Genomic DNA, 24,685 nt, shown 5'->3' with positions numbered 1-24,685 from the left:
AATAAATATTATTTTTTTATTTTTTTTTATTAAATTTATTTTTTTTTTATTTTTTTTTTTTTTTTATAAAATTTTTTTTTTATTTTTTTTTTTTTTTTTTTTTTTTTTAAAAAAAAAAAAAAAAAACACTTTCAAATCCCCTCCCTATTTCTATCCGGATTTCCATATATCAAGTTACCTATTCAGCCACCCTTCTTCTTTTCCTGCCAACAACAAAATGACCGTAAAAAAACTCCCTGTTTTATAAACAGAGAGTTTTCATCTTCAACTTATGCCGCTTTTACCTTCTTCGTCGTTTTACTTTTTCTTTTCGTTCCTGTAAAACGCTTGTGTAATACAGATGCTATAAAGCGTGAAATAACATTGAATAGTAGTACCATAATAATTAATACAGCTGCTGATTTTGTCGCAATTAACTTTGCATCTGGGATAACCCCTTCAGAATTTAACTTCCAAATGTGAACCGCCAACGTTTCAGCTGGTCTAAATGGATTTAAAGGGTGCGAAGGACTGGATAATTCCACTGCTGAATTTAAAATTGGAGATGTTAAACCCGCTGTGTAAATTAACGCTGCCGCTTCCCCGAATATACGACCCGCCGCTAAAATAATCCCTGTAATAATTTGTGGTAAGGATGAAGGAATAATAATACGAGCGATCGTTTGCCACTTCGTTGCACCTAATCCAAGGCTTGCCTCTTTTACATTAGGAGGAACTTCTGAAATCGCATTTTCACAAACACGTGTTAAACCTGGTAAGTTTAAAATAGTTAAAGCAAGAGCACCACCCATTACTGTGTATCCCCAACCTGTCATTGTAACGAACACTAACAAACCGAATAACCCAACAACAATAGAAGGTAAGGATGCCATTGTCTCAATGCATAAACGAACAAAACTTAAAAAACGCCCTTGTTTTGCATACTCAGCTAAATATATTCCAGCACCTAGTCCAAGAGGAATAGATATAACAAGCGTTATAACAAGCATGTAGAAGGAATTGAATAACTGCGGACCAATTCCACCACCAGCTCTTGTATTGCTTGGTTCTCCAAACAAGAAATTAGGATCCCAAAATCCCCATCCCTTTTGTAAAATTTCAAACACTAAGAACACTAGCAGCGCTACAACTAAAGCCGCAACTGCATAAAAGATACCCGTCCAAATTTTATTTACCGTTCTTGCATTCATTATTATCGCTCACCTCTTTGTCCAATCGCTCGAATTACTAAAATAAACAGGAATGAAATAACAAGTAAAATCATCGCTAAAGTCCATAGCGCATTGTTCCAAGCAGTTCCGTTCAATGTATTTGTCATATCCATTGTCAAAATACCTGTTAACGTTGCTGTCGGACTATATATTCCTTCTGGTAATTTAATCGTATTTCCGATTACCATTTGAACCGCTAACGCTTCACCAAAAGCACGCGCTAAACCTAAAACAATGCCTGTTAAAATCCCTTTTTTAGCAGCAGGAACAATTACGCGGCTAACCGCTTGCCATTTCGTTGATCCTAGTCCATAAGAAGCTTCTAAATAATCAAACGGAACAGAACGTATTGCATCAGAAGCGATACTAGCAATAGTAGGTAAAATCATAATACTTAGTACAACAATACCTGCAATTAAACTAAAACCTACTCCCCCAAACGAATCACGTAATAACGGAACTAAAATTGTAACCCCTAATAATCCGTATACAACTGAAGGAATACCAACTAATAATTCTAATACAGGCTTCAATACTCTATTTCCAAACTTCGGCGAAATTAAATTCATGAATATAGCAAGAGCTATAGCAATCGGCGCACTAATAATAACCGCACCCAACGAAACCACTGTTGAACCTACAATAAAAATCAAAGCCCCGAAGCTTCCTTCGTCAGCATTGGGATTCCATTTTGTCGATGTTAACATCTCAGTAAATGAGATACCACTTTGCGTAAAAGATTGAATTCCTTTACCGCAAATAAACGCAATAATAGCTAATGTAATTAAAACAATTAAAATACCACAAAACGTAACAAGTGATCTTCCTATATATTCACTCTTTACGTAATTTATTTGTTTTTTCCCCTTCATCACAGGACAGACCCCACTTCACAGATTGAAATGAACAGGACTGGCCTTGCAGCCAGCCCCATAAATTTGATTACTTATTTAATTTAGACATTGGAATGTAACCCATATCTTCTACTTGTTTTTCAAAGTCTTTACCTTTTACATAATCAATGTAAGCTTTTGTTGCTTCTTTCGCTTCACCTTTCGTTACCATGTATTCGTAAGACCAGAATGGATATTTACCAGACGAAATATTTTCAACTTTCGGTTCAGCGCCATCAATTTTTACTGTTTGTAGCGCACCTTTTTTATCACCAACCATGTAAGACATTGCTAAATAACTTACTGAGCCTGGCGTAGAATTGATTGCTTGCTCTACTGCACCGTTAGAATCTTGTGTTGTACCAGTTCCATCATTAATTTTTGCGTCTTTCATAACTGTTTTTTCAAATGTAGCACGTGTACCAGATGAAGCTGGACGGTTAATTACGTTGATTTTTTCATCTTTCCCGCCTACCTCTTTCCAGTTCGTTACTTTTCCAGTGAAGATATCTTGTACTTGTTTTACTGTTAGGTTATCAACTTTTACATCTTTATTTACGACAAGTGCGAATGCAATACCCGCTACCTTGTTATCTACTAATTCTTTCGCCTTTTCAGCATCTTTTATTTTATCTCCAGACGGAACATCTGAATTACCAATTTGTACTGCACCCGATGCTACTTGGTTAATCCCAGTTCCACTACCGCCACCTTGAACTTGAATAGAAACTTTCGAGTTTTTCTCCATGAATTTCTTTCCAGCTTCCTCCGCAAGAGGTAGAAGAGCTGTAGAACCAGCCGCTGCAATCGTACCTGATAATTCTTGTTTTGCATTATCGCTTCCTTTAGCAGCCTCTTTATCCGTACTTTCTGCTTTTCCACATCCAACTAATGCACCTGCCATAACTAAAGCTGCTAAAGAAAATTTAATACCCTTTTTCATAACCATGTCTTGTACCCCCATTTGGATTATCGCTTTTCGAATTCATTTTCTTTCGAACACAAATTCATTGTAGGACAACAATATTATGTGAGTGTTAAGCAATTTTTAAGTTTAAGTAAATAGAGATAACATCCCGTAAAAGCTAGACATTCCAACATTTATAGTTAAAAAAGCCAACAAACTCCACATTAAACACGAAGTATTGTAAATTTAATCTTAATAATGTAAATCCAATGTAAATAAATTTCTACGTTTTGCCCTTTAGCTTAAAACTACATTTACAATTCCACTATCTTTTTTAACTTTTACGCTCTTACTTTATTTACATTAAAAAGAATTTTAGTAATATTTTTTAGTACAACTAAATAAATTGGAACAATTCTAAAAATAATTGAATATTTTTAAAGTACTAATTGACAGCATCATCCAATGTGGTCTACTATATTACTAACAAAAAGTTTACCTTAGGAAACTTTTTAAACTTAAACTAACAATATAGAGATGAGGTAACTTTTATGGTATCGGCTAATACAAAACCACTTTCTGAATTTAAAACAGGAGAGTTTGTACAAATCGAGAAGATACAATTAGAAGGAACTATGAAACGACGTTTATTAGACTTAGGATTTATCCCTGGGGCAACGATTAAAGTATTACAACGCAGCCCACTTGGAGATCCGGTCGCTTATCAAGTAAGCAACACAACTATTGCACTACGTAAGGAAGAAAGTTCCCTTATTTTCGGGGTATTAATAGGAGATGATTTCAGATGAGCAAACATCGCATTGCTTTAGCTGGCAACCCGAATACCGGGAAAAGTACATTATTTAATACTTTAACAGGCTTAAAACAACATACTGGAAACTGGACGGGAAAAACTGTTTTAAAAGCTGAAGGGGAATATGAACATAACGGAAGTAAATATACATTAATAGATTTACCTGGAACCTACTCACTGTATTCAAATTCTGCGGATGAGGAAGTAGCAAGAGATTATATTATATTTGAAAAGCCCGAAGTAACTGTAGTTGTTATAGACGCAACTGCCATGGAAAGAAATTTAAATTTAGCACTCCAAGTAATGGAAATGACAAATGATGTAGTCATTTGTATTAACTTAATTGATGAAGCGGAGAAAAAAGGCATTGTTATCGACGAAAAGAAATTAGCAAAATCACTTGGTGTACCGGTAGTTAAAATTTCAGCCCGAAACCGAGTTGGTATCGGACATTTACTAAGCGTCATTGCTAAAGTAGCAACTAAAAAACTCATTCCAACACCAATTAAAATTACTTACAGCGAAAAAATTGAAAGTATGATTCAGGAATTAGAACCACAAATTTATAAAGTGTTCGGTGATACGTATCCAGCACGTTGGATTGCGTTACGTATATTAGATGGAGATAAAAATTTCTTAACTACACTTCAAAAACACCATAATGAACCACTTGTAAGGGAGGTCGTAATTAATGGAATCTCACTCAGCCAGTAAAGCTCTTCCATTAGACTATATTATTCAACATGCACAAACACTCTCAAAAGAAGATATACGAGATGATATTGTCGGAGATATTTATCGAACATCTGCAAGCATATGTAAAGAATCCGTTCAATATACAAATACAGACAAATTGTATCGTTCCGAAAAGCTAGATAAAATTTTCACATCTCCCATCTGGGGATTCCCAATTATGCTCGGTATTTTATCTATCATTTTTTATCTTACAATTGCAGGCGCTAACGTACCGTCTGATATGATTGCTGAATTCTTCGGATGGACCGAAGGATATTTAACATCTTGGTTCCAAGCAGCGCATGCACCTGAATGGTTACATGGCATTTTAATACTTGGTTTATTCCGTGGTATCGGTGCTGTTATTAGCGTTATGTTACCACCTATGGCAATCTTCTTCCCTATGTTCGCACTATTAGAAAACTACGGATACTTACCACGTGTTGCATTTAATATGGACCGCTTATTCAAACGCTCCGGTGCACATGGCAAACAATCTTTAACAATGGCAATGGGCTTTGGTTGTAATGCAGCCGCTATTATGTCAACACGTATTATTGAATCACCACGTGAACGTATGCTTGCAATCTTAACAAACAACTTCGTTCCTTGTAATGGTCGTTGGCCTATGTTAATTTTAATGGCTTCATTATTTATGGCTGCTGGTTATACAGGTAGTATGCAAACATTAGTTACTGCTGGCGTTGTAGTTGGGATGGTTGTAATTGGTGTTATTATGACATTAACTGTTTCTTGGGTACTATCAAAAACAGCTTTAAAAGGTGTGCCAACTCACTACACCCTTGAGTTACCACCGTACCGTAAGCCAAAAGTTTGGAATACAATTGTACGTGCAACACTCGATAAATCTATTTATGTTTTAAAACGAGCTGTCGTTGTAGCTGCCCCTGCGGCTGCATTAACTTGGTTACTTGCTAACATTTTCATCGGTGACACAAGCTTACTTATGTATTTTGTAAACTTCCTAGATCCATTCGCTAAAATGTTAGGGCTTGACGGCTTTATTCTAGCTGCATTCATTCTTGGACTACCAGCTAATGAAATTGTTATACCTATTTTATTAATGTCTTACTTATCAACTGGTGCTTTAACTGAAATAGATGATTTTAATCAAATTAAAAATCTATTCTTAGAACACGGTTGGACTTGGTTAACTGCGTTAAATACAATGTTGTTCTCACTTCTTCATTTCCCGTGCGGTACAACACTAGTTAACATATATAAAGAAACCAAAAGTGCAAAATGGACATTCTTATCGTTTGCAATCCCTACCGTTATCGCCATTGTTGTTACATTCCTCTCTACACAATTAGTACATTGGTTAGGGCTTGTATAAAGTGAAAATTTACTCAGTAGAGGGCTCTTTCCTACTGAGTACACGCCCTCACCAATCGGGCGTGTACGGGCAGTTGACTTCCTATCTAACTACCTTGTTTTCACCGAATTTTTTAGGTAGGATTCTTACTGCCCGTTAACGTGGGATAAAAACAAAGCATACATAGAAGGTATCCTCCTTCACATATGCTTTGCGCGAAAGAAACCTTAAATTATTCAGGTTTCTTTTTTTCTTTCCATGGCTGCGCTCCATACGTCGTAATTTTTTTATGGATAAAGTATATAACTCCTGGAAGAACCGCCATTAATATCGTGCAACTAATTCCTAGTCCAGTAAACAACTTAAATCACCTTATTTCACTCTCTTTGGTAAAGCTGAACCTGAATGCTCAATTGTCGGATGAACATGAACAGTAACCTCAGCATCACTAAAATAATTTTCACCTTGATCCCAATTCTTATCTATCTTCTTCCATTCTTTATAATTATGCCGCTTATATACTTCTCCTAATGCTAATACATCTACCTTATATTTTTTTTGAACAAGCTTAATCGATTTTTGGATACGCTTCTCCATTTCCTCCGCAATGGTTTTCTTTAATCGCTTTTCATTCATAATTTGTTTATGATCACTAAAATGCAACTCTGCTAAGGTCCCTTCCAAATATAAATGGATATCAAACTTCGGTTTTGTAGCATTTTCCGTAGATACTTTAATCTTTCGGCGCATCTTATGAATTTCGTATGTAACAAGCTGACCTTGTTTACGGATAGTATAGAACCCTCCAATTTTTTTACCTATTACATAATTCATTCCTAATGTTTCTTCTCCATTCAAACTGCCTACACACTTATTATCTTTTCCACGAAACAACGCTGCCCCGTTCATTTGTACCCCCTGCTTTGTTAGTTCGAGAATAGGTAATACGAAACTTTGGTTAGAAATCATCTTTTCCTGTACTTCACCAATTCTTGCAGCCTCAATCATTTGGGCATTTTTCGGTGGGTGTTCAGCTAACATATCTATATACTGCGCCGGCAAATTTTCAGGCTTGGCACTCTGCTTTAAAATAGCTTCTGCATTTTTCTTAGAAACGAACAAACGAATATTTCTTCTCATCTCGTGATCACGAATATATACATCTAACGTATTTTGTAAAACATATGGATTCGCTAGTAAATCTTTAGAAAAAATTATCACTTGTATATGTGGAAAGAATAATGAGCGACTAACTTTTTTAGCAATAATTCGTATTTGCTCAAAGACACTATCTGCTTTCGCACTAACATTAATATAATTTTCACTATCTCCACCGCCTTGGCCACCTTGTTGCGCTAACTTACTAGGAAGTACCATCTGATACGTCCCTTTCATAATTGGATTTGATTTCTTTGCCTTCACAATATCGTAAGCTGCGCCTACTACAAATCCTCTTTCTTCTATTTCTTCTAGCTCAGAGCACCCACTTATAGATCCAGCTAAAACCATCACCATTATAATTTTAAGAAGGTGTTTCATTTCTACCATTCCTTCTTTTTATTTTATATACAATAAAAACTAACAAAGGTGCTAGCACGACAAACCCCATATCTATCCAAGCTAAATAAGTCCCATAACTTGACAAAGTATTCAAATTACTGGGTATCATATTCACCATAAAAATAATCGGGGCACTTACAAAAATGAAAATATGTTTCTTCACTTTCGGAAACATAGCACAAAATAATAAAGATGCGACGTCATAATACATTGCTGTAGTGTTATAAATAGTAATAATCCAAGTAGTAAAAAAAATGGCATCAAATCTTTCTAAAAAACCTCCACCAATTTCAATTTCTTTACCCAATTCAATTGTTGGATACGTCAATCCACGGGTTGTCATATACGTAAAAACGCTAATACAAGTTACATAAATTAAAATGTATGACAACACATTTACCATCACTGCTTTTGCAACTGCCATTGGTGCTTTTTTCGCTGTCTTATCGTTCAACATCGCAGCATAAAACAGAGCTACCTCAAATCCGATAAATGTGAAAATAGAATTTTTAACTCCTACAGCATATTGACTTGCGTTCGTTTGAAAAGCCGGTAGTAAATTGTTTATTTCCATTAAATTCACATTCAATAAAGAAAGCAACACTATCGCAATGAACACGATAGGTAAGAATAGAATATTTAACCTTACTAAAGCCGCTCTCGATCCCGCTACTCCATAAATAACAACTAATAAGAAGAAGAAAGAGAGTAGCTGTATTGGTGTATCACTAAATAAATATGTTTGTGAAATAATTGCAATCATTCGCGATTCATATGCGGTCAAAGCAGCAAATGTTAATACTAAAATGCTACTAATTGTGTATGCAACAGGTTTCGTCAAATGTGCACTTGTATATTGAACAAAGTTTTGTTTTGGGAATAAAATAGCTACCCTCGTTACAAACCAACCTAAAACCGCACATATCAATCCACCCAAAAGCAAAATAATCCAACCGTCTGAAAATAAAGTTTGCATAGCGATATCTCGAGGCATAGATAATGCACCTATACCGATAATTGTTGACGATACCGCAAAACCAAGTTCCCGAGATCCAATTTCTTCATCCCCATACTCAAATGGTTTCAATTATTTTCGCTCCTTTGGACGTAATGTAGAGTCTTCCGTTTGTAAATATTCCGGTCTCTCTTTCAACATCGATTTTGGCATACGAATAAGTTCTTCTTTCCAATCTTTATAAAATGCAGGAGCAATAGGCGTTGTATATGGCACACCAACACTCTTCAAATTCGTAATATGAATCGCAAGTGCAATAAGAGCTAAAATAATTCCATACAGCCCAAAAGCAGTTGCCGCTAACACAAAGACGAAAAGTAAAATCCGAAACGTAATCGTAATACTATATACAGGCAGTGAGAATGTAGCAATTGCAGTAACTGCAATAATAATTACTAAAAACGGATTTACAATCCCTGCATTTACTGCCGCTTCTCCAATTACAAGACCACCTACAATGCCAATTGTTTGTCCCATTGGTTTCGGAAGCCTAATCCCGGCTTCTCGTATTAATTCCATCGTTAATGCCATCATTAACGTTTCAATATAAGCAGGAAACGGCACCCCTTCTCTCGCTCCCGCAATGGAATAGGCTAGTTTAGATGGAATAAGCCCTTGATGATACGATACAAGCGCTACGTACATGGCAGGTAATAAAACAGCAGCGATACCTGATCCCATACGTAAAATTCTTAGTAACGTTCCAATTACCCAACGCTCATAATGATCTTCTACAGATTGAAAAATATCAACAAACACTAGTGGAGCTATAAGAGCAAATGGTGACCCATCTACTAAAATGGCCGCTTTCCCTTTCGCCAATGCAGCCACTATATTATCTGGTCTTTCCGTATTTAAAAACTGCGGAAACGGCGATAAATTATTATCTTGAATTAATTGCTCAATCGTTCCTGTCTCAAAAATGACATCTGTCACTATTGATTGAAGACGCCGATCTAGCTCTTTTACGATGTAAGGGTTAATAATATCCTCTATATATACTAGGGTTACTTCTTTCTGCGATCGCTCCCCCATAATATAAGATTGAAACCGTAACTTCGGATCACGTAAACCACGGCGAATTAACATTTTATTCACATTAACATCTTCATTTAATCCAACCCTCGGTCCACGAATTAAATCTTCTGTCACTGGCGGTTCTAGACTTCTTTTCTCCCAAGCCCTACTGTTAACAACAATAGCCGTTTGAATATTATCAATTAATATAACTGTGTCTCCCGCTAGAATCGCATTTATAATATCCGGAAACGTTGTCTTCATGCCGACTTCTGCGATAGAAATAAAACGATCCAATAACGTTTGAACAACAGCCGCTTCTTTTTCTATTTCTTCATATTGAAGCGTACGAACTACATATTTATAAACATTATCCTTATCTGTTAACCCACATAAAAAAATGACAGCGCAGCGTGTAAAACTACCAGCAAGAGCAACTTCTCTAATTGTTAAATCATTAGGTGAACCTAACTCATCTCTAATTTCCTTCATAACTTCAAACAAGTTACCTTTTAGCTCTAACAATTTCCCCACCTAACTTCCTTTTCAACAAGTTTTTAGTTAGATTCCGCTAATAGAAGAAAATATATACAAAAAAAGAGCTATCTCTTTTCGAAGATAGCTCTAACACACGAATTACTTTTCTACTATTATATTGTCGGTCTTTACAGATACATTTCTTGTGAATCCACTAACTACAAACATCACAATAATGTTAACTAACAACGCGACTATACCTACATTCAAATCTTTCATATACTGCGGGACACCCGGGAACATCGTAGCTATAGTAGAACCAGATAAGGTGATATATGCGACAATTAACAACCCAATCCCCATCCCCGCAATCGCACCTTGTTTCGTAATAATTTGACGAGGAAACAAACTACATACAAGCGCAGGGAAAAGTTGCGTAACTATACTGTATCCCATTAAAAGAAGAGCCCCTATCGTTTCTCCCCCTTTAAATGTAAACAATACTGCAACAAGCGTTACAACAGGTACAAATAACTTAGCTACTTTTGCAACTTGTCTATCTGAAGCAGATGGCACCATTGTTCGGTAAATATTTTTTGCTAACAACGTAGATGCCGCCATAACAAGCATGGAACCTGGAACTAATGCCGTTAACACTCCTGCACTACCAATAATACCAATAAACCACGGATCAAACGTTTGAAGAGCCAGACGGAATAATGAAAGATCTACATCCGCTCCCTTTAACCCTGGAACTTGCAAGATAGCAGCAAACCCTGCAAAGAATACGAAAAGCAACACTAAAGAATAAAGAGGCATAATCGCCGCGTTTTTCCTAAATACTTTTTCATTTTTTGCAGAGAAGGCCGAGGCGAATGTATGGGGCCACATATAGAAACCAAGAGCCGTTAATATAATAGTAGAAACAAACCAAGAAATACTCATTCCTTCTTCAGGTAAAAATAAAAAACCTGGTTTCGCTGCTTCTACAGCTTCAAACATCGGCTGAAACCCTCCGTAATAATGGTACGGTAAATATATACCTAAAAACATAACGATAAATAGTATCATAATATCCTTCAAAGCAGCTGTCCAAGCCGATCCATGTATACCTGAAACCATTACATATATAGTTATAACAATAGCACCAATCCATACCGCAATAACTGGCGATACTCTTCCATAAGATGCTTCCGAAACGATGATCCCTAATCCCTTTAGCTGCAAAACGAGATATGGGATGATAGAAATTACACCAATAATTGAAACAATTATCCCAAGCGTCTTACTACTATATTTTTTCGCAAAAAAATCGGACTGCGAAACGAGGTTATGCTCTTTTGCATATTTCCAAATTGGAGGCAATAAGAAATACGATAAAATATAAGCTAATGCACCATACCCTAAAATATAAAAAGTAGGGGCTCCTTTACTATACGCCCAGCCACTTCCTCCTAAAAATGTGAATGTCGTATAAATTTCGCCTGCCATAAGGAGAAAAACGAAAATAGTTCCAAACCCTCTTCCTCCAACTGACCATTGCTCTAAATTCATATCTTTTCCACGTTGTGCTCGAATCCCTAAAAATAGTGCTGAAAATAAGAATAAAATAATAATAAGTAATGCTATCATTTCACATCCCCCTTATTAGCAGGGTCGAATACGTACACAAGCCCCATACAAAGAGACGTAATGAGCACTGATAATAATATCCAAAATAATAGAAATGGCATCCCAAGTACGTAAGGAGTGACCGAATTTGCAAATACTGGTCCAATCACTAAACAAAGAACTGGAATAAGTGCTAGCACGTGTATTTTCTTCATCTCATTCTCCTTTACTTATAAAATTCATAATGGATGATACAAAGACTTCCATTCCAATTGGTAATGCATCTTCGTCAATTGTAAAACGAGGATGGTGATGCGGATATATAATTCCCTTCTCTTCATTGCCTGCCCCTATAAAAAAGAACGTCCCTGGTGCCTTTTGTAAAAATGCCGAAAAATCTTCTCCTGCCATCGTCGGTTGTAAACGAACAACTCTTTCTCTTCCATACAGCTGTAATGCTGTATGTTCAATAAGCTCTGTAACTTCATAATCATTTACAACTGGTCGATATCCATACTCATAAGAAAATGTATACTTAGCACCGTAGGATTCTGTAATATGTTTGACAATCCGTTCAAGCTTCTTCTTTGTTTCCTCTCTTAATTCATGCCTTAAACTTCTCACTGTCCCCTCAATCTCCGCCTGTTCCGGTATAACATTATGGGTTGTCCCAGAATGAAATTGCGTAACAGATACTACGAGAGAATCTAACGGGTTCGTGAGGCGAGATACAATTTGCTGGATTTGCGAAACAACTTGCGCACCAATGGCGATACTATCAACTGTTTCGTGCGGAATTCCAGCATGCCCACCTTTTCCCTCTATCATAATTTTAAAAACGTCCGGTGCCGCCATCGCCGGACCATAAATTACACCTATTTTCCCAACCTCTAATGACGCCCAAAGATGAGCACCAATAATGTAATCCACACCTTCCATCACTCCCGCTGCGACCATTTCTTCTGCACCACCCGGAAAGTTTTCTTCTGCATGTTGAAATAAAAAGCGAATCTCTCCTTTAACTTTCTCTCTTTCCTCTACCAACTTATGTACTACACCAAGCAATATTGCCATGTGACCATCGTGACCACACGCATGCATCACACCTGGATATGTAGAAATAAAATCAAACTTATTTTCTTCGTGAATAGGAAGAGCATCCATATCAGCACGAACCGCGATGGTTTTACCAGGCTGCTTACCAATTAACCTTGCCATTACACTATATTTAGTAGGTCGCGAAACTTCTAAATACGGGATTTTCCGAAGTATGTCGAATACAAATTGAGATGTTTTTTCCTCCTGAAAAGATAACTCTGGATACTTATGAAAATGCCTTCTCCACTCAATCAACTGATTCTTTAATAAAATAAGTTCCTTTGCGACATCCATTTCTCTTCTCCCCTTCTTCACCAAGTTAAATGTTATTATAGCGTGAACTGTTAACTTTTAAAAGAATATTCCGAATTTTCTATCTCTGCAATTTAAAAATAAAAAGCCATCAAAAAGATGACTTTTTCATTATTATAAAATAGTAATTGCTTGTTTCCCCATTTGCTCCCAAGCTTTCTCAAACTCTGCTCGCGGAACAGCGAAACGTGGATTGTTTTTTAGAGGATCATTTACATATACAAAGTTTTGATCGTATCCAACCACTACTACACTATGCTCAAAATATGTAATTTTCACTTCGCCAGAGCTTGTATTCCATGTTTCAAAACTACTCTCAGCTAGTGGCTTAAACGTTGTATTAATAATAACCCATACTGGCGAACCGGAACTAACTACTTTATATGTATCTTGCACGTCTCTACCTGTTAAATTAACTACTTTTTCAGGAGCATATTTTTCTGCTAAATTAAAAATGGGTTGATTATATACACCATAGCCTCGCTCTGCCTTAGTATAAATATTTCCAACGAACCCCTCATAAGGATTTCCACGTAAACCATTTTGTTCAAATGGAACACGATGAATTTCGCTAGCAAGTTGCATCTTATCTACTTGTATACCTTTGTATTGCAGCAACATAGCCAAACTTGTAACTTCACATCCACGAGGTAATTCTGGTAACTGCTTTATAAACGGAACATTTTCAATCATAGCCGCTTCTTTCATTTCAGATAGAAACTCTAAACGGAACACTTGCGCCTTTTGTATAATTTTATCTTTCCCTATAAAAAACGCGGCAGCAAATATAATTCCAAAAACAAAAAGATATTTTAACTTTTTCATTTTAAACAAAACTCCATTAATTATTATTTTACAGATATACCTCCTATCATTGTACCTTTCTTCTTACTAGTTTGCTAGAAAGATTCGGTGAATTATTATTCATCGATATCGTTTTAAAATTCTAATTATTTTTAATAAAAAGAAAAAACAATATACTTTTTCAGAATATTTTGCTAAAATCAAAATTATTAACATGGTGAAGATATCACCTTGTTAATAAACATTCTTAGAGTATTTAGTCATAGTTCGTTTTTACATACTCCATTCATTTCACAACAAATAAACTGAGTATGTGTCACATCCCCCACTAATGATTAAAACTCAGAATGAAAACCAGTTAACACATACAAGAAACTAACGGGGTGAGGGCATATGAATCAACAAGTAGAACAAACAGATTTAAAACGAACAATGAAAAGTAGACACCTATTCATGATCGCACTTGGTGGAGTCATTGGAACGGGATTATTTATGGGTTCTGGGCAGATCGTCCATAATGCAGGACCAGGCGGAGCTATTCTCGCATTTTTAGTCGGTGGTTTCGTTATGTATTTAACAATGTTATGTCTTGGCGAATTGTCAGTAGCTATGCCAGAAGCGGGTTCCTTCCAAAGTTACGCAAGCAAATTTATTTCACCTGGTTTTGGATTTGTTGTCGGTTGGATGTATTGGTTAAATTGGGCTGTTACAGTTGGAGTAGAGTTAACGACTGTTAGCATTTTAATGAAACGTTGGTTTCCAGACGTTTCTTCTTGGATTTGGTGTGTTACTTTTGCAATAGTACTCTTTCTTGTGAACGCTTTATCAGCAAAAGCATATGCAGAAGCTGAATTTTGGTTCGCTAGCGTAAAAGTGGCAACAATTGTTATCTTTATCGTTCTTGGAGGAGCGGTTATGTTCGGTCTCCTCGATTTTAATGGAAAGCCAGCTCCAATGCTTCACAATTTCACTGAAAATGGCGGGCTATTTCCAAACGGTGCATTAGCTGTTCTTCTTACGATGATCACAGTTAATTACTCATTCCAAGGAACAGAATTAATCGGAATTGCTTCAGGAGAAAGTGAAAATCCTGAAAAAACAATTCCAAAAGCAATCAAAAATACCATTTGGCGAACTCTATTCTTTTTCGTCCTAGCGATATCAGTTGTTGTAGGTTTACTCCCGTGGCAAGAGGCTAATCTAGTTGAAAGTCCATTTGTACTTGTATTTGATGTGGCTGGTATCCCTTATGCAGCGGACATTATGAACTTTGTTATTATTACAGCTGTATTATCCGTAGCTAACTCTGGTCTATACGCAAATTCTCGTATGCTTTGGGCGATGGCAAAACAAGGAATGGCTAGTCCAGCTTTTACGAAGTTAACTAAAAGAGGTGTACCATTAAATGCGTTAATTTTCAGTCTAATCTTCGCAAGCCTTTCTTTATTAACAAGTATATTTGCAGCAGATACTGTCTTTTTAATTTTAACTTCTATTGCAGCAATGGCTGCTGTTGTTGTTTGGATGTCGATTGCAGCTTCACAGTTTTTCTTCCGTAGAAATTTCGTGAAAAACGGCGGCGACATAAATGATTTAAAATACCGTACACCACTTTATCCAATAGTTCCAATTGTAGCTTTCTCACTCAATTTCATTACATTTGTTAGTTTAGCTTTCATTCCAGATCAGAGAATTGCTCTTTATTGCGGGATTCCATTCATGATCATTTGTTATATTTTATACCAAGTTAAATATAACAAAGTTGTCACATCTGAGCAGAAAATAAATATAATTCAGGAAATAAACTAAATATATAAAATATTCAGCTATCTTTCTTATGATAAGATAGCTTTTTTCTATTTCTTGGATATGTTGGTATAACTTTATTTATCTTAAAATTCCCACAATCACGTTTTCATCTGGAAAATAGTTTACAATGTTATCAAGTTACAAATGATATTCACCTTAAAAAGTGTGCATTTGTGTCTATTTTTTAACAATATGACAAAAACTATTGCCTTCTATAAATTAATAGGTTTATATTGTTTTATTGGCATAGTTTCAATCCAAGGAGAAAGGAGATTTTCAATCGTGCAACTAAAGAAAACGTTTTGGAAGTTGGCTTCACTTCTTCCGTTATCATTACTTCTGTTCCTCGGTGGCTGTGATAAAAAACTCGCAGTATTAAATCCGCAAGGACCTGTTGCAAAAGCACAGTATGATTTAATTGTTTGGTCATTCTTGCTTATGTCATTAATTATCGCAATTGTATTCATCTTGTTTACAGTCATCTTGATTCGTTATCGTGAAAAACCAGAGAATATGGACTATGAGCCACCTGATCAACACGGTAACACATTATTAGAAATCATTTGGACGGTTATTCCTGTTATTATCGTTATCGCATTATCGATTCCAACAGTTAAGGCAACTTATGCTTCGGAAGAGGTTCCGCAAGAGTCCAAACATATTAAACCAGTTGAAATTTATGTTACATCTGCGAACTGGAAATGGTTATTTAGTTACCCGGAGGAAAAAATTGAAACCGTTAACTATTTAAACATCCCAGCTGGTGTACCAATTCAATTTAAGCTTACTTCTGTAGGTCCAATGAATGCATTCTGGGTTCCAGAACTTGGTGGTATGAAGTACACTATGGATGGCATGATTATGGATTTATATTTACAAGCTGATAAGCCTGGTTCTTACCTAGGCCGTAGTGCGAACTTCTCTGGTGAAGGATTCACTCATATGGAGTTCGAAGTTGAAGCAAAAACAAAAGAAAAGTATGACAAGTGGGTAAAAGAAGTACAAGAAACTGCTCCTAAACTAACAGAAGATAAGTACAACGAAATTGTTAAACCTGGTGTAGTTGGTCGTATGACATTCTCTAGTCATCACTTAAGTTATGTAGATCCAAAATCACTTGAATATTGTGATTACAACTACTACAAAAATAAAAAATAATAGCTATTATTCCAACAGATTGGAGTGAACACAGTGAAGCTTGATGAATTCTTTGTCACAGGTGACCCGATAATTTACGGTGCAGACGCTTCTATCGTTCTTGTGACATTAGCAATCATTTTCGTACTAACAAAGTATAAAAAATGGAAGTGGCTTTGGGACGAATGGTTGACAACTGTTGACCATAAAAAAATCGGAGCCATGTATATTATTTCTGCGGTTATAATGTTATTCCGTGGTGGTATGGATGGTTTAATGATCCGTGCACAGTTAACATTCCCAGAAACAACTTATTTAAACGCTGAACACTATAACGGAATCTTTACAACACATGGTACAGTAATGATTCTTTTCATGGCAATGCCATTCGTTATGGGATTAATGAACCTTGTAGTACCATTACAAATCGGTGCTCGTGACGTTGCATATCCGTTCTTAAATGCTTTAAGTTTCTGGTTATTCTTTGTCGGAGCAATGTTATTCAACATCGCTTTCGTAATCGGTGGTTCTCCAGACGCTGGGTGGACTTCTTACTTCCCAATGGCAGGTACAGAGTTTACTTCTGGTGTAGGAAATAACTACTACGCAATTGCATTACAGATTTCAGGTCTCGGTACGCTAATGACCGGTATTAACTTCCTTGTTACTATCTTAAAAATGCGTACACCTGGTATGACGTTAATGAGAATGCCAATGTTTACTTGGTCAATCTTAATTACAACAGTTATCATTATTTTCGCTTTCCCAGTATTAACAGTTGCTCTTGCATTAATGACATTTGACCGTCTATTCGATGCTCACTTCTTTACGATGGCGAGCGGCGGTATGCCGATGTTATGGGCCAACCTATTCTGGGTATGGGGTCACCCTGAAGTATATATCGTTATTTTACCGGCATTCGGTATTTTCTCTGAAATCATTAGTACATTCTCACGTAAACGTCTATTCGGTTACAGTGCGATGGTGTACTCGATGGTTGCAATTTCTTTACTAAGTTTCGTCGTATGGCTTCACCATTTCTTCACTATGGGTGCAGGTCCAGCGGTTAACTCATTCTTCTCGATTTCGACAATGGCGATTTCGATTCCAACCGGTGTTAAGATCTTTAACTGGTTGTTTACACTGTATAAAGGACGTATTCGTTTTACAGTTCCAATGCTTTGGTCATTGGCATTTATTCCAAACTTCGTAGTTGGTGGAGTTACAGGGGTTATGCTTGGAATGGCAGCAGCTGATTATCAATACCATAACAGCTACTTCCTAATTGCTCACTTCCACTACGTATTAATCGCAGGTACAGTCTTCGCTATGCTTGCTGGATTCACATACTGGTATCCAAAAATGACAGGTCATATGTTAAATGAACGCCTAGGTAAATGGACATTCTGGATCTTTATGAGCGGATTTAACATCTGTTTCTTCCCAATGTACTTCTTAGGTTTAGACGGTATGACTCGTCGTATGTACACTTACTCTGAAAGTCTTGGATGGGGCTGGCTAAACCAAATCGCATCTGTTGGTGCTGTAATGATGGGTATTGGCTTCCTAATCCTTTGCTATAACGTAATTTGGAGTGCACGTCACGGTGAGCGTGACACAACTGGAGATCCATGGGACGGCCGTACACTTGAATGGGCAACTCAATCTCCTGTACAACATTACAACTTCGCGAAACTTCCTGAAATTAAAGAAGCTGATGCTTTCTGGTTCATGAAAAAACGCGGAGAAACAGTTACACCAGCTGCAGAAGAAATAAAACCAATTCACATGCCAAGTAACTCTGGTGTGCCTATTATTGCGTCTTTATTCTTCGGTCTTGCAGGTTTTGCATTAGTATTTAGTTGGTTCTGGCTTGCAGCAATCGGCGGAGTTGGTATTTTAAGTTGCTTAATCTATCGTTCATTCGATTATGACGATGGTTACTACGTAAGTGTTGATGAAATTAAAGAAACAGAACATATAGCATGAGAGGTGAAATGACATGGCGGCTTTAGATAAAAGCTTACCTTTGGAATATCAATCCGAGCAAAGCAGATTGAATATCCTAGGATTCTGGATTTTTCTTGGGGCTGAAATTATGCTGTTCGCAACACTTTTCGCCTCTTATCTAGTCCTTGCTGGTCGTACGGCAGATGGCCCAACACCAGCGCAACTGTTTGAACTTAAAACGCTTTTAATTCAAACACTACTACTTTTAACAAGTAGTTTCACATGTGGTATCGCAATTCATGAAATGCGTAAACACAATCAAAAAGGGATGTTAGCTTGGTTTATCCTAACTTTACTTTTAGGTGCAGGCTTCCTATTCTTCGAGATTGAAGAATTCATTTTATACGTTGGTGAAGGCGCAACGATTCAAACAAGTGCTTTCCTATCTGCATTCTTCGTTCTTCTTGGAACGCATGGTGCCCACGTAACAGGTGGTATCATTTGGGCAACTTGTGTTATTATCCAGATTTTAAAACGAGGTTTAACACCAGTTACAGCTCGTAAAGTATTTATTATCAGCTTATACTGGCATTTCCTTGATCTTGTTTGGGTCTTTATTTACACACTAGTTTACTTGAACGGGATGGTGGCGTAAATGGGTCAAAATAACAATCAAGCAAATGGGCATGCACATAGCGGATTCCCATGGTCACACGTTTTTGGATTTATTTTATCGCTTGCACTAACGTTTCTAGCTTTATACGTGGCACTTTATACAACCCTGCCACTTTCAACGATTTTAACAACTATTATCATAATGGCTGTTGCGCAAGCGTTGTTACAATTAATTATGTTCATGCATTTAAAAGAAGGAGAAGGAAGAGTTCAAATTCTTACAATGATATACAGTTTCTTCGTTGCAACTGCAACAGTTGGTTTAACTGTATGGATCTTCTTCTCAATGTAATTTGCATGAAAAAGACTGCTGAGATTCCTCAGCAGTCTTTTTTTATGCCCCTCCCCTATTACATCCACATTACGGAATTCACAACAGAATCATGAAAAATATACTTATTATGACAAATGTTAAGAAAACTCTTTCTTTATGAAATCGAATCCATATGCGTTGATTTTCTTCCTATTATATGGCTAAATAGGTACTATATTTATTCGAAGGGAGAGAACGCAATGGAACATCATACTTCTGTTCTATCACTTATGGTTGTCGTTGCAATCGCGTTTTTCGTTCCCCTTTTGTTACAACGCTTTAAATTAAAAGCACTTCCTGTCGTTGTTGCAGAAATTATTGCAGGAATCTTTGTAGGTAAAAGTGGGTTTAACATCATTGAGCCAGATATGTGGCTTCAAGTCTTATCGACACTAGGATTTATCTTCCTAATGTTTTTAAGTGGGTTAGAAATTGATTTTTCGATTTTTAAACAAAAAGGGAAAAAGAATACGACAAACGAACCAAACACATTCCAAGCAGCAAGCATTATCTTCTTATTTATTTTCATATTATCTTATGCCCTATCATTAATATTCGTATGGCTAGGATTTGTAGACAATGCAATGTTCATGACTTTAATTATTTCAACTATTTCTTTAGGTGTTGTCGTACCAACATTAAAAGAAAATAACTTAGGAAAGACTGCAATCGGGCAAATCATTTTATTGGTCGCTGTTATCGCAGACTTAGTTACAATGATTTTACTCGCTGTATTCGTCGGATTAAATTCCGAAAGTGGCCAAAGCATGTGGCTTCTACTTCTTCTATTCGGTGCTGGTATTGTAATTTACTTTGTCGCAAGACGCTTTAAAAATATTCCATACCTAGAAAGCTTAAAAGCCGGTAGTGTACAAATTGATACACGAGCTGTTTTCGCACTCATCTTAATATTAGTTGGATTATCTGAATCTGTTGGGGCAGAAAACATTTTAGGAGCCTTTTTAGCAGGTGTACTCGTATCTTTATTATCACCAAATGAAGATATGGTTGAAAAACTTGATTCCATCGGATATGGTTTCTTCATCCCTATTTTCTTCGTAATGGTTGGTGTAAATCTAGAAGTATGGTCTATTTTTAAAGAGCCTTCTAGCATGCTAATGATCCCAATTTTAATTGTGGGACTATTTATCTCAAAACTGTTACCATCACTCGTCTTACGAAAATGGTACCCACACAATATCGTACTCGGAAGTGCTATTTTGTTAACATCAACACTTTCTTTAGTTATTGCGGCTGCACAAATCGGTGAAAAGCTAGGCATCATTAGCCCAAGTTTATCAGCATCTCTTATTTTAAGTGCAGTTATTACTTGTATTTTTGCACCTATATTATTTAACAAGATGTTTCCAAAAGTGGAAACACCAAAACCTAGAGTATCTATTATTGGCGCAAGCAGAATTACCCTTCCGTTATCACTTGATTTAAAACGTGAAGATTATGACGTAACACTATATATGATGCGTCAAAATAAAATAAATGATGATGAAGCGAAATCTCATGACTTTCCTATTGTAAAATTAGATGAGATTACTATTCAATCTTTAATGGAACAAAAAGCTTTCGAAGCAGACCGTGTTGTTGTTGCGACAAGTGATGATGAACAAAACTTATCATTAGCAGAACACGCCAAAGAATTCGGTGTTGAACACGTCATCGCAAGTGTAGAAGATCCACTTCTACAAGAAAAAGCGACTCAAGAACATATCGCTGTATTCTCGACTATTAACTCTACACGTATTTTATTACGTGCACTTATTGATAAACCAAGTCTCGTTCGCTTAATTACAACAGCAAATGAAACGGTACGTGAAGTTGAACTACGAAGCAATAAATATAACGGCTTAGCACTACGGCGCCTTCCGTTTTTAGGTGATGTACTTGTTATTCAAATTTACCGTGGTAATAAAGCATTAATTCCACATGGTGATACGAAGTTACAGCATGGCGATACTTTACTTGTAACAGGTTCAAAAGAACATATTGATACAATGAAAAGCATATTAGAATAGAAAATGCCCCTCACATAATTGAGGGGCATTTTTTCATTTCCATATGGTAAAATGTTACTATCATATATTATGGGGATGAATCACATTATGTCTATTGTAACTTTAGCTCTCTTATTATTAGCGGAAGTACTCATTGCCATTATTCTTATCGGTGTTAGCATTGAAATTTGTAGTTATGGCTGGAAAAAATCAAATGGAGTCAAATACACTTGTCTCTTACTTTCGCTTCTTCTCGGAACTGCTAGCATACTAGGCCTTCTCATTGCACCCGCATATTTCTTCTTACAACTTATAGAAAAGGGCCTATAAGAAAGGATGATATTATGAATACAGTGAAACATATTGATGCATCTGAAACATACTTATTACGCCAAAAAATTTTACGTCCTAATCAGTCATTAAAAAATTGTAAATACCTTTCCGACTACGAAATAGACTCCTTCCACTTAGGTGCATTTCTAAACGATAAACTTATTAGTATCGCTTCCTTTTCAAAAGAACTATACCCAGACTTACAAACTGGTATCCATTATCGCCTACGAGGAATGGCAACATTACCTAACTTCCGAAACCAGCGTGCTGGCACTTCTTTAATCCGTAAAGCCGAACAAATCCTCCAAGAAAGTGGTGCAAGTACTTTATGGTGTAATGGCCGAATCACTGTAACAGACTATTACAAACGATTAGGTTTCCATGAGCATGGTGAAATCTTTGAAATTGATACACTTGGACTACATAAAGTAATGTATAAAGAAATATAAGAAAGGCTTTTCCTAATATGGGAAAGCCTTTCTTATATTTCAATCTTCACTTTTTATCTTTTTCATATATATGTATATAAACAAACTAGGAACTAAAAAACAAGCAAACATAATAAGTGCTGTCAAACTAATTTCCTTTATCGAAATATCAGGTGTTGCCACGATACAAATAGCTAAAATTCCAATAACAATACCTACTGGAATTAATAATAGCTTCATAAAATAACTACGCGATACTCCCCCTGTATGTTCATACACTTCCACCGAATTTTTTAAGTTTAAAAAGTTAATAACTACTATCCCGCCCATAAATACCATTAATAAATCTGAAACACTTTCATATCCTGCACCTTGCAAAACATAGCGATAAAAAACAATACCTAGTATGACGATATTTTGTAAGATGAAAGCTAGTCTAATATGTTTTAACCCCTCAATCATTAAACGTTCATCTTTCACGATTTTCACCCTATCACTCCTTTTTCTCCCAGAACAAATCATTCAATGTTTTATCTACTGCATAACAAATTTTCAAACATAAATCTAAAGACGGATTGTATTTCCCCTTCTCAATTAAACTAATCGTTTGCCTTGTAACGCCTACTTTTTCTGCTAATTGTTGCTGTGTTAAATCTAACTGAACACGCGCGACTTTTATTTTACTTACAGCCATTCATGTTCCTCCTCTACCTTTATTGTAACATATATATTCCATTAAGTAATTTATATTTTACATAACTGATTTAATTTTCACCTTACCCTACATTAACGGATAGTAAAACACCCGATTGGTAAGGGCTGATAAGCAGTGGGAATGAACAAAAGCCCCACCGTTTATAGTTTCACTTTATTATACACAAAAAGGGGCCTCTCATGAGAAGCCCCCTTTCTATATCTATATTATAAGAATAAATGACATCCAAATAAAATTGTAAATAAGTATAGTAACGGATGTACTTCCATCCCTTTTCCCTTCGCAATTTTTAAAATTGGATACACTAAAAATCCGATTGCAATTCCATTCGCAATACTAGATGTTAACGGAATACCAACGAAAATTAAAAATGCCGGTAATGCATCTTCGAATTCATTCCAATTAATATCACGAATGCTTTGTGCCATTAAACTACCTACTATAATTAAAGAAGGAGCTGTAATAGCTGCTACACTTGATAAAGAGGCAATAACAGGGCTAAAGAATGCCGTTATAATCGTTAAACAAACGACTACAATACCTGTCAATCCAGTTTTACCACCTGCAGCAATTCCTGCTGACGATTCAATTGTCGCTGCTGTCGGGCTTGTCCCAAAGATAGAACCTGTCGTCCCGCCAATTGCATCCGCAATGAACGCCTTACCAAAGCGCTTTTCGGTGTTATCTGTATTTAAACCTGCTTGTTTAATTAAACCGAGTAAAGCACCTGTTGTATCAAATAAAAGTACAAGTAAGAATGAAAAAATAACTCCATATAACCCGTATTGAATTACATCCGAAAATGCATTGATAGGGTTTGAAACAATGATGCCTTCTGGCAAATGTGGCATTGCGACAATGTTATTTTCAAACTTTAATTGCCCTGTAAAGAAAGCAATAATCCCTGTCACAATCATACTAATAAACAATGCTCCACTAACACGTAATACCATTAATACCGCCGCTAATATTAAACCAATTAGAGTTAAAATAACGGCTGGAGAATGGAAGTCACCAATCGTAACTAAGTTAGATGGATGATCAACGATAATTCCAGATAGACGTAATCCAATAAAAGCAATAAATAACCCAATTCCACCTGCAATCGCATGTTTTAAACTGTCAGGAATTGCGACAATTAGCTTTTGCCTAAATGAAGTGAACGATAATAAAAGAAAAATGATACCTGTTACAAATACTGCCGAAAACGCAATGACATATGTAATCCCCTCTGCCTGTTGAACAACAGAATAAGCAAAATACGCATTCATTCCCATAGCTGGAGCAATAACAATTGGATAGTTAGCTAAAAACGCCATACATAGCGTTCCAACAACTGTCGCAATAATAGTTGCCGTAAATGCTTGATCAAATGGTACACCTGCATCAGATAATATTTTCGGATTGATGACAAGAATATACGCAAATGTAAAAAAAGTTGTGATGCCAGCCAAAATTTCTTGCTTCACAGAAGTGTTATACTTTTGTAATTGAAACATACTTATGTACCCTTCCTACACCTGAAT

Annotated in this window: 25 protein-coding genes; 11 read left to right on the top strand and 14 right to left on the bottom strand. The window is 36.2% G+C overall.

Annotated features, from left to right (window positions below; translation table 11 throughout):
* Nucleotides 1-269: 269 nt before the first annotated feature.
* The 3 genes from pstA to JDS80_RS15795 form a co-directional block, all read right to left on the bottom strand.
* Entirely contained in the window at nt 270-1,190 is a 921-nt protein-coding gene (gene pstA, locus JDS80_RS15805; RefSeq protein WP_071743710.1) for a phosphate ABC transporter permease PstA, read from the bottom strand.
* Between the two features lie 2 nt (nt 1,191-1,192).
* Nucleotides 1,193-2,083, bottom strand: a complete 891-nt coding sequence (gene pstC / locus JDS80_RS15800; RefSeq protein ID WP_071743861.1) for a phosphate ABC transporter permease subunit PstC — start codon at nt 2,081-2,083, stop codon at nt 1,193-1,195.
* Nucleotides 2,084-2,153: 70 nt separating this feature from the next.
* Nucleotides 2,154-3,053, bottom strand: a complete 900-nt coding sequence (locus tag JDS80_RS15795) for a phosphate ABC transporter substrate-binding protein PstS family protein (protein ID WP_071743711.1) — start codon at nt 3,051-3,053, stop codon at nt 2,154-2,156.
* Nucleotides 3,054-3,562: 509 nt separating this feature from the next.
* Here JDS80_RS15795 and JDS80_RS15790 point away from each other — a divergent pair.
* The 3 genes from JDS80_RS15790 to JDS80_RS15780 are packed head-to-tail and all read left to right on the top strand — an operon-like array spanning nt 3,563 to nt 5,917.
* Entirely contained in the window at nt 3,563-3,820 is a 258-nt protein-coding gene (locus tag JDS80_RS15790; RefSeq protein ID WP_000252989.1) for a FeoA family protein, read from the top strand.
* Nucleotides 3,817-4,539, top strand: a complete 723-nt coding sequence (locus JDS80_RS15785) for a FeoB small GTPase domain-containing protein (RefSeq protein WP_071772236.1) — start codon at nt 3,817-3,819, stop codon at nt 4,537-4,539. The genes JDS80_RS15790 and JDS80_RS15785 overlap by 4 nt, the downstream gene beginning before the upstream one ends.
* Nucleotides 4,517-5,917 (top strand): nucleoside recognition domain-containing protein, encoded by a 1,401-nt coding sequence (locus JDS80_RS15780; protein ID WP_071743713.1) that lies wholly within the window; start codon nt 4,517-4,519, stop codon nt 5,915-5,917. Before JDS80_RS15785 ends, JDS80_RS15780 begins: the two co-directional genes overlap by 23 nt.
* Before the next feature lie 211 nt (nt 5,918-6,128).
* Here JDS80_RS15780 and JDS80_RS31945 read toward each other — a convergent pair whose 3' ends face one another.
* From JDS80_RS31945 to JDS80_RS15745, 8 genes are all read right to left on the bottom strand, one after another.
* On the bottom strand, nt 6,129-6,257 hold the full coding sequence (locus JDS80_RS31945) for a hypothetical protein (RefSeq protein ID WP_098888300.1): 129 nt from the start codon (nt 6,255-6,257) through the stop codon (nt 6,129-6,131).
* A gap of 11 nt (nt 6,258-6,268) precedes the next feature.
* Entirely contained in the window at nt 6,269-7,435 is a 1,167-nt protein-coding gene (locus tag JDS80_RS15775) for a Ger(x)C family spore germination protein (RefSeq protein WP_199639210.1), read from the bottom strand.
* Nucleotides 7,419-8,543, bottom strand: a complete 1,125-nt coding sequence (gerLB, locus tag JDS80_RS15770) for a spore germination protein GerLB (protein ID WP_199639208.1) — start codon at nt 8,541-8,543, stop codon at nt 7,419-7,421. The genes JDS80_RS15775 and gerLB overlap by 17 nt, the downstream gene beginning before the upstream one ends.
* A complete protein-coding gene (gene gerLA, locus JDS80_RS15765) occupies nt 8,544-10,022 on the bottom strand; it encodes a spore germination protein GerLA (protein WP_199639206.1) in 1,479 nt (492 codons plus the stop codon). It abuts the gene before it with no gap.
* Between the two features lie 102 nt (nt 10,023-10,124).
* Nucleotides 10,125-11,597 (bottom strand): sodium:solute symporter family protein, encoded by a 1,473-nt coding sequence (locus JDS80_RS15760; protein ID WP_199639204.1) that lies wholly within the window; start codon nt 11,595-11,597, stop codon nt 10,125-10,127.
* A complete protein-coding gene (locus tag JDS80_RS15755) occupies nt 11,594-11,791 on the bottom strand; it encodes a DUF3311 domain-containing protein (protein ID WP_097811275.1) in 198 nt (65 codons plus the stop codon). Before JDS80_RS15755 ends, JDS80_RS15760 begins: the two co-directional genes overlap by 4 nt.
* Before the next feature lies 1 nt (nt 11,792).
* Nucleotides 11,793-12,968 carry an amidohydrolase gene (locus JDS80_RS15750; RefSeq protein ID WP_199639202.1) on the bottom strand — a complete coding sequence of 392 codons (1,176 nt, stop codon included), beginning with the start codon at nt 12,966-12,968 and terminating at the stop codon, nt 11,793-11,795.
* A gap of 132 nt (nt 12,969-13,100) precedes the next feature.
* The gene (locus tag JDS80_RS15745) at nt 13,101-13,811 is read right to left on the bottom strand and encodes a C39 family peptidase (RefSeq protein ID WP_199639200.1); all 711 of its coding nucleotides are present in this window, start codon (nt 13,809-13,811) and stop codon (nt 13,101-13,103) included.
* A 372-nt stretch (nt 13,812-14,183) separates the two neighbouring features.
* Between JDS80_RS15745 and JDS80_RS15740 the strand changes: the two genes are divergently transcribed.
* The 8 genes from JDS80_RS15740 to JDS80_RS15705 all read left to right on the top strand — a co-directional run bounded on the left by JDS80_RS15740 (nt 14,184) and on the right by JDS80_RS15705 (nt 22,465).
* Nucleotides 14,184-15,599: an amino acid permease gene (locus JDS80_RS15740; protein WP_199639198.1), complete on the top strand. Its 1,416-nt coding sequence runs from the start codon at nt 14,184-14,186 to the stop codon at nt 15,597-15,599.
* Between the two features lie 282 nt (nt 15,600-15,881).
* The gene (locus tag JDS80_RS15735; protein ID WP_098888293.1) at nt 15,882-16,757 is read left to right on the top strand and encodes a cytochrome aa3 quinol oxidase subunit II; all 876 of its coding nucleotides are present in this window, start codon (nt 15,882-15,884) and stop codon (nt 16,755-16,757) included.
* 33 nt (nt 16,758-16,790) lie between these two features.
* Complete coding sequence (qoxB, locus tag JDS80_RS15730) at nt 16,791-18,725, top strand: cytochrome aa3 quinol oxidase subunit I (RefSeq protein ID WP_199639196.1); 1,935 nt, start codon at nt 16,791-16,793, stop codon at nt 18,723-18,725.
* 13 nt (nt 18,726-18,738) lie between these two features.
* Nucleotides 18,739-19,341: a cytochrome aa3 quinol oxidase subunit III gene (gene qoxC, locus JDS80_RS15725; RefSeq protein ID WP_000729310.1), complete on the top strand. Its 603-nt coding sequence runs from the start codon at nt 18,739-18,741 to the stop codon at nt 19,339-19,341.
* The gene (gene qoxD / locus JDS80_RS15720; RefSeq protein ID WP_000531385.1) at nt 19,342-19,653 is read left to right on the top strand and encodes a cytochrome aa3 quinol oxidase subunit IV; all 312 of its coding nucleotides are present in this window, start codon (nt 19,342-19,344) and stop codon (nt 19,651-19,653) included. It begins immediately after the preceding gene.
* Between the two features lie 221 nt (nt 19,654-19,874).
* The gene (locus JDS80_RS15715; RefSeq protein ID WP_199639194.1) at nt 19,875-21,704 is read left to right on the top strand and encodes a monovalent cation:proton antiporter family protein; all 1,830 of its coding nucleotides are present in this window, start codon (nt 19,875-19,877) and stop codon (nt 21,702-21,704) included.
* Nucleotides 21,705-21,755: 51 nt separating this feature from the next.
* The gene (locus JDS80_RS15710; RefSeq protein WP_071743725.1) at nt 21,756-22,013 is read left to right on the top strand and encodes a DUF4022 family protein; all 258 of its coding nucleotides are present in this window, start codon (nt 21,756-21,758) and stop codon (nt 22,011-22,013) included.
* 14 nt (nt 22,014-22,027) lie between these two features.
* Nucleotides 22,028-22,465 (top strand): GNAT family N-acetyltransferase, encoded by a 438-nt coding sequence (locus JDS80_RS15705; protein WP_199639192.1) that lies wholly within the window; start codon nt 22,028-22,030, stop codon nt 22,463-22,465.
* 39 nt (nt 22,466-22,504) lie between these two features.
* Here JDS80_RS15705 and JDS80_RS15700 read toward each other — a convergent pair whose 3' ends face one another.
* From JDS80_RS15700 to JDS80_RS15690, 3 genes are all read right to left on the bottom strand, one after another.
* Nucleotides 22,505-22,933 (bottom strand): hypothetical protein, encoded by a 429-nt coding sequence (locus JDS80_RS15700; RefSeq protein ID WP_071743727.1) that lies wholly within the window; start codon nt 22,931-22,933, stop codon nt 22,505-22,507.
* Between the two features lie 4 nt (nt 22,934-22,937).
* On the bottom strand, nt 22,938-23,138 hold the full coding sequence (locus tag JDS80_RS15695) for a helix-turn-helix transcriptional regulator (protein ID WP_199639188.1): 201 nt from the start codon (nt 23,136-23,138) through the stop codon (nt 22,938-22,940).
* 227 nt (nt 23,139-23,365) lie between these two features.
* Nucleotides 23,366-24,658, bottom strand: a complete 1,293-nt coding sequence (locus tag JDS80_RS15690) for an NCS2 family permease (protein ID WP_071743728.1) — start codon at nt 24,656-24,658, stop codon at nt 23,366-23,368.
* Between the last annotated feature and the right edge of the window lie 27 nt (nt 24,659-24,685).

The organism is Bacillus cereus group sp. N8 (genome assembly GCF_016483685.1).
GTDB classification, from domain to species: domain Bacteria; phylum Bacillota; class Bacilli; order Bacillales; family Bacillaceae_G; genus Bacillus_A; species Bacillus_A proteolyticus.
This window is presented reverse-complemented; position numbering and strand designations above follow the sequence as displayed.

What these genes read in the sequence shown, in the direction of transcription:
- pstC (WP_071743861.1), bottom strand. Translation starts at nt 2,083, where the DNA reads ATGAAGGGGAAAAAACAAATAAATTACGTAAAGAGTGAATATATAGGA.
- JDS80_RS15715 (WP_199639194.1), top strand. Translation starts at nt 19,875, where the DNA reads ATGGAACATCATACTTCTGTTCTATCACTTATGGTTGTCGTTGCAATC.
- JDS80_RS15790 (WP_000252989.1), top strand. Translation starts at nt 3,563, where the DNA reads ATGGTATCGGCTAATACAAAACCACTTTCTGAATTTAAAACAGGAGAG.
- qoxD (WP_000531385.1), top strand. Translation starts at nt 19,342, where the DNA reads ATGGGTCAAAATAACAATCAAGCAAATGGGCATGCACATAGCGGATTC.
- JDS80_RS15780 (WP_071743713.1), top strand. Translation starts at nt 4,517, where the DNA reads ATGGAATCTCACTCAGCCAGTAAAGCTCTTCCATTAGACTATATTATT.
- JDS80_RS15745 (WP_199639200.1), bottom strand. Translation starts at nt 13,811, where the DNA reads ATGAAAAAGTTAAAATATCTTTTTGTTTTTGGAATTATATTTGCTGCC.
- JDS80_RS15755 (WP_097811275.1), bottom strand. Translation starts at nt 11,791, where the DNA reads ATGAAGAAAATACACGTGCTAGCACTTATTCCAGTTCTTTGTTTAGTG.
- JDS80_RS15705 (WP_199639192.1), top strand. Translation starts at nt 22,028, where the DNA reads ATGAATACAGTGAAACATATTGATGCATCTGAAACATACTTATTACGC.
- JDS80_RS15690 (WP_071743728.1), bottom strand. Translation starts at nt 24,658, where the DNA reads ATGTTTCAATTACAAAAGTATAACACTTCTGTGAAGCAAGAAATTTTG.
- JDS80_RS15710 (WP_071743725.1), top strand. Translation starts at nt 21,756, where the DNA reads ATGTTACTATCATATATTATGGGGATGAATCACATTATGTCTATTGTA.
- JDS80_RS15785 (WP_071772236.1), top strand. Translation starts at nt 3,817, where the DNA reads ATGAGCAAACATCGCATTGCTTTAGCTGGCAACCCGAATACCGGGAAA.
- JDS80_RS15760 (WP_199639204.1), bottom strand. Translation starts at nt 11,597, where the DNA reads ATGATAGCATTACTTATTATTATTTTATTCTTATTTTCAGCACTATTT.
- JDS80_RS15750 (WP_199639202.1), bottom strand. Translation starts at nt 12,968, where the DNA reads ATGGATGTCGCAAAGGAACTTATTTTATTAAAGAATCAGTTGATTGAG.
- pstA (WP_071743710.1), bottom strand. Translation starts at nt 1,190, where the DNA reads ATGAATGCAAGAACGGTAAATAAAATTTGGACGGGTATCTTTTATGCA.
- JDS80_RS15695 (WP_199639188.1), bottom strand. Translation starts at nt 23,138, where the DNA reads ATGGCTGTAAGTAAAATAAAAGTCGCGCGTGTTCAGTTAGATTTAACA.
- JDS80_RS15795 (WP_071743711.1), bottom strand. Translation starts at nt 3,053, where the DNA reads ATGGTTATGAAAAAGGGTATTAAATTTTCTTTAGCAGCTTTAGTTATG.
- JDS80_RS15775 (WP_199639210.1), bottom strand. Translation starts at nt 7,435, where the DNA reads ATGAAACACCTTCTTAAAATTATAATGGTGATGGTTTTAGCTGGATCT.
- JDS80_RS15740 (WP_199639198.1), top strand. Translation starts at nt 14,184, where the DNA reads ATGAATCAACAAGTAGAACAAACAGATTTAAAACGAACAATGAAAAGT.
- qoxC (WP_000729310.1), top strand. Translation starts at nt 18,739, where the DNA reads ATGGCGGCTTTAGATAAAAGCTTACCTTTGGAATATCAATCCGAGCAA.